The organism is Burkholderia sp. Ac-20392, assembly GCF_017104585.1.
GTDB classification, from domain to species: Bacteria; Pseudomonadota; Gammaproteobacteria; order Burkholderiales; family Burkholderiaceae; genus Burkholderia; species Burkholderia lata.
This window is the reverse complement of record NZ_JAAGPB010000655.1, coordinates 1-3941: the sequence shown is the minus strand read 5'-3', so window position 1 is coordinate 3941 and position 3941 is coordinate 1. Positions and strand designations below refer to the sequence as shown.

The window sequence follows — 3941 nt, the reverse complement described above, 5'->3', positions numbered from 1 at the left end:
CCGGCCACGACGCGCCGCACCGCGACGTCGCCCGTCGCGCGGTCGACCTCGAGATCGACGACCCACGCGGACCAGCGCGCATCGCCGTCGCGTATCGCGTCGGCTGCCGTCGGCGTGTTGCCGGAAGGCGCTGCGGCACCATCGAAAGCGAAGCCGCGCCCGCTCACGCGCGCATGGGCACCCGGGTCGACCTCAGCCGGTGTGCCCCATGCCGCGCGCTCGCTGACCATCCGGATAATCTCGCGCGGCCCCGCGTCCCGTGCCGTATCGAGATGCTGCAGGCGCAGCGCGACCGGGTCGCGCCGCAACGTGCCGGCAAGTTCGTCGACGAAGGATTCGCGGGCGAACACGTGCGCGTGTCCGGGAATCGCGTGGCCGACATCGGCGAGTTCGATCGACGTCTGCGCGTGCCGGTAGACGAACGGCGCGTCGGCGCCGGTATCCGCGCGTTCGGTCGCCGCACCGTGCGGTGCGTGAAGATCGTCCGTGGCCGCCTGCGCGCGATAGCGCCAGGTCGTCATTCGGCCGTCGGACGCGGTCCGCGTTTCGACGTCGAGCGAGACCTGTGCGTCTGCCTGCGCATCGCCGATCGGCCAGGTGTAGCGCGCGTGGTGTGTGCGCAAGGCATCGGTGCCGACTTCGTCGCGCAGCTCGATACCTGTCACGCACTCCGGTGCGACGGGCAAGCCTGCGTCAGGCTTCATCGCCGCCTCGCAGGTAGCGTGCCGCGCGATGCACGGCCCGGATGATCTCCAGGTGCGTGCCGCAGCGGCAAAGATTGAAGCGCAACGCATCGCGGATCGCCGCATCGTCCGGCGATGGAGTGCGGTCGAGCAGCGCCTTCGTGCTCATGATCATCCCGTTCAGGCAATAGCCGCATTGCGCGGCCTGCTCGTCGATGAAGGCGCGCTGGATCGGGTGCGGCGCGTCGCGCGACCCGAGCCCTTCCAGCGTCGTGACGTCGCGCCCGTGCGCGGCGGCGGCCGGCACGACGCACGAACGCGTCGCCTGCCCGTCGACCAGCACCGTGCATGCGCCGCACTGCCCGAGCCCGCAGCCGTATTTCGGGCCGTTGAGCGCGCAGTCGTTGCGCAGGACCAGCAGCAGCGGCGCGTCGGGCGCTGCCTCGACGAAGGTGTGCGGCGTGCCGTTCACGCGAAACGCCAGCGGCCGCGACGGAGAAGCGGGATGGGACATGAATGGATCCGGAATGCGGCGCGCGGGCCGAGGAGACCAGCGGCGGGCGACCGGCAGCGGGCACTGCCGCCGGCGCGCGCCTGACATATAACACGCCGAAAAACACCCGTACCGGCGCATCGGCGCGCGCAACGGCGAAGCGCCGGCCGGCGCGGGCACCGCGTACGCGTCAGGCCACGGCCGCGACGCTGTTGCGCGACGGAGAGACGAGCGGCACGTCGAACACGTCGTAGCCGAACACCCACGACGGATCCTCGTTCGTGCGCAACCACGTGTTGTTGTGCGATACGAGCTGCACCTTCGACGCACGCGCCGCGCGATTCGCTTCGTACAGCGCGAATGCACCCGCATAGTCGCTGACGCCGACTTCGTCGAGACAGCGCGCGAGCATCGCGGCATCCTCGATCGCCATCGCCGCGCCCTGCGCCATATGCGGCTTCATCGGATGGCACGCGTCGCCGAGCAGCACGAGGCGGCCGCGGCTCCACAACGGCAACGGATCGCGTTCGAGCAGCGGCCACTTGGTGATCGACGGCGACACGTCGATCAGGTGCTGGATGTCGGCATGGAAACCCGCGAACGCCTCGCGCATTTCGTCGCGGCTGCTGTCGACCATCGACACGCCTTCGGGCCATTCGGCCTGCGGCACGCCGGTCACGTAGTAATACTCGTCGCGCTTCTCGGTCACGTAGTAGACCATCATGTGGCGATCCTCCGACCACCACTTCACGCACATGTCGTACGGCTTGTTGTCGAGCAGCGATGCCGGGAACACCGCGCGGTGCGCGACGTAGCCCGTATAGCGCGGCGGTTCCGCGCCGAGCAGGTGCTCGCGGATTCGCGAATTCACGCCGTCCGCGCCGATCACGATGTCGGCCGTCTCGACGCTGCCATCGGTGAACGTCAGGCGCACCGCGTCGCCGGTGTCCTCCACCGCGGCGAGCCGCTTGCCGAAGCGGATCGTGCCGGGCGTCACCGCCTGCGTCATCAATGCATGGAAATCGCCGCGATGCACGGTCAGGTAGCTCGCGCCGTAAGCCTTGCGCGCGTAGTCGCCGAGCGGGATCTGCGCGAGCACGTCGGCCGTCTGCCAGTCGCGGCTATACCAGCAATCCGGATGCGAACCCATCGTCTCCAGCGCGTCCTCGCAGCCGATGCGCCGCATGATCTTCATCACGTTCGGGCCGAGGTGGATGCCCGCGCCGAGGCGCGAGAACGCCGGCGCCTGCTCGTACAGCGCGACGTCGTAGCCACCGCGCTGAAGCAGCGCCGCGGCGGCCGTGCCGCCGAGACCGGCGCCGATGATTGCGATACGGGGTGTGCTCATGCGGATCTCCTGATCGTGGGCCCGTCGCCGAACACGGCACGAGAACGGGCGGATTGAATGGCGTTTATGTAGCGTACACACTCAATTTATTCACGACAAGCGGATTGTCGTCAGTCGCGACGACATTCGGGAAAACACCAATAATTCCACGAATATCCGCGCCACAAAGCGATAGGCGCACGTTCGACGTCATTTTGATCCATTGCCATTTTCAAATGTACACACTAGACTTTGCTCGACATCCGGCGATCCCGCGCCAGCGTGCCGCCCCACCCTTACCGACACGGAGCCTCCCCGTCATGAGCAAGACCTACCGCATCGGCCAGATCGTGCCGAGTTCCAATACGACGATGGAAACCGAGATTCCCGCGATGCTGCGGCTGCGCGAATCGATCCGCCCCGAGCGCTTCACGTATCACTCGAGCCGGATGCGGATGAAGAAGGTCGTCAAGGAAGAACTCGCGGCGATGGACGCCGAATCCGACCGCTGCGCGGTGGAACTGAGCGACGCGCGCGTCGACGTGCTCGGCTACGCGTGCCTGGTCGCGATCATGGCTATGGGGCACGGCTATCACCGCGTGTCGCAGGCGCGCCTGACGAAGCACACGGCGGACAACGGCGCACAGGCGCCGGTGCTGACGAGTGCGGGCGCGCTCGTCGACGCACTGAAGGTGATCGGCGCGAAGCGGATCGTCGTCGTCGCGCCGTACATGCTGCCGCTGACCGAACTCGTGGTCGACTACATCCGCAACGAAGGCTTCGACGTGCTCGCGTACCGCGCGCTGGAGATCCCCGACAACCTCGACGTCGGCCGCCACGACCCGGCGCGCCTGCCCGACATCGTGAAGACGCTGCCATACCAGGACGCCGATGCGATCGTGCTGTCCGCCTGCGTGCAGATGCCGTCGCTGCCGGCCGTCGCGAAGGTCGAGGCGATGACGGGCAAGCCCGTGATCACGGCCGCGATCGCGACGACCTACGCGATGCTGCGCGAGCTCGACCTCGAGCCGATCGTGCCCGGCGCCGGCGCGCTGCTGTCCGGCGCGTACTGAGCCCAGCCCTTTCGACGGAGTCCCTTCATGCCCTCGACTTTCCTGTATGGCGCGAACATCCGCGCGAACGGCATCCGCCAGCATTACCTGCGCTACGGCGGCGCGACCGGCGCGCGCGCCTCGCGCCCGGCGATCGTGCTGATTCCCGGCATCACGAGCCCCGCGATCACGTGGGGGTTCGTCGGCGAAGTATTCGGCGCGGCGTTCGATACCTACGTGCTCGACGTGCGCGGCCGCGGGCTGTCCGACGCATCGCCGTCGCTCGACTACAGCCTCGATGCCCAGGCCGACGACATCGCGGCACTCGTCGCTGCGCTCGGCCTGCCGCGCACGAGCCTCGTCGGCCATTCGATGGGCGCGCGGAT

Annotated in this window: 4 protein-coding genes and 1 pseudogene; 2 read left to right on the top strand and 3 right to left on the bottom strand. The window is 68.2% G+C overall.

The features are described from left to right. From G3N99_RS36350 to G3N99_RS36340, 3 genes and pseudogenes are all read right to left on the bottom strand, one after another. Nucleotides 1–704: pseudogene (locus G3N99_RS36350) on the bottom strand (cytochrome C); the annotation flags it as partial. Further along, nucleotides 694–1197: a (2Fe-2S)-binding protein gene (locus G3N99_RS36345; protein ID WP_174936039.1), complete on the bottom strand. Its 504-nt coding sequence runs from the start codon at nt 1195–1197 to the stop codon at nt 694–696. The pseudogene G3N99_RS36350 and the gene G3N99_RS36345, both read right to left, overlap by 11 nt. A 169-nt stretch (nt 1198–1366) precedes the next feature. Further along, nucleotides 1367–2524 (bottom strand): FAD-dependent monooxygenase, encoded by a 1158-nt coding sequence (locus tag G3N99_RS36340; RefSeq protein WP_174936041.1) that lies wholly within the window; start codon nt 2522–2524, stop codon nt 1367–1369. A 299-nt stretch (nt 2525–2823) separates the two neighbouring features. Between G3N99_RS36340 and G3N99_RS36335 the strand changes: the two genes are divergently transcribed. Both G3N99_RS36335 and G3N99_RS36330 read left to right on the top strand, forming a co-directional pair. Beyond that, nucleotides 2824–3576: an Asp/Glu racemase gene (locus tag G3N99_RS36335; RefSeq protein WP_174936043.1), complete on the top strand. Its 753-nt coding sequence runs from the start codon at nt 2824–2826 to the stop codon at nt 3574–3576. Nucleotides 3577–3603: 27 nt separating this feature from the next. Beyond that, nucleotides 3604–3941: alpha/beta fold hydrolase (locus G3N99_RS36330; protein ID WP_206124775.1), on the top strand; the 338-nt coding region annotated here is incomplete at its 3' end.